The organism is Neisseria sp. P0022.S010, from assembly GCF_051956635.1.
In genome coordinates this window covers 1-464 of the sequence record NZ_JBQCXF010000879.1, presented here as the reverse complement: position 1 = coordinate 464, position 464 = coordinate 1, and the positions used below count along the sequence as shown (strand labels likewise).

Genomic DNA, 464 nt, shown 5'->3' with positions numbered 1-464 from the left:
AACTCTTCTTTCGTGAACCAAATCGTTGACGAAAACATCAGCATCGACCGCCTGATTAAGAGCCCGTTCGACACCATCGCCGAACAAGGCATCCACTTGCATCCGGCCTTGCCTCTGCCACGCGATTTGGATGGCAAAGGCCGTCGGAACTCCCAGGGCGTCGATTTCAGCAACGAAAACGTATTGCAAAACCTGCAAGAAAAACTCAACCAAACTTCTTCCGAAGACTTCCACGCCGCGTCTATCGTCAATGGCGAAGCGCGTAACGTGGGCGAAGCGCAACCCGTCCGCAACCCTGCAGACCACAACGATGTTGGCGGCACTGTCAGCTTTGCCGATGCAGCATTGGCCCAAGAAGCTATGGGCGCAGCCGTTGCCGCCCTGCCAGAGTTGAGCGCCAAACCTGCTTCAGAACGCGCCGACTGCCTGCGCCGTTTTGCGGATTTGTTGGAACAACACACGCC

The 464-nt window shown here is 56.2% G+C and carries 1 protein-coding gene; it reads left to right on the top strand.

Features of this window, described 5'->3' with window-relative positions; genetic code table 11:
• A partial coding sequence (locus ACTHUT_RS21900) for an aldehyde dehydrogenase family protein (protein WP_440419926.1) occupies window positions 1-464 on the top strand: 464 nt, incomplete at both ends.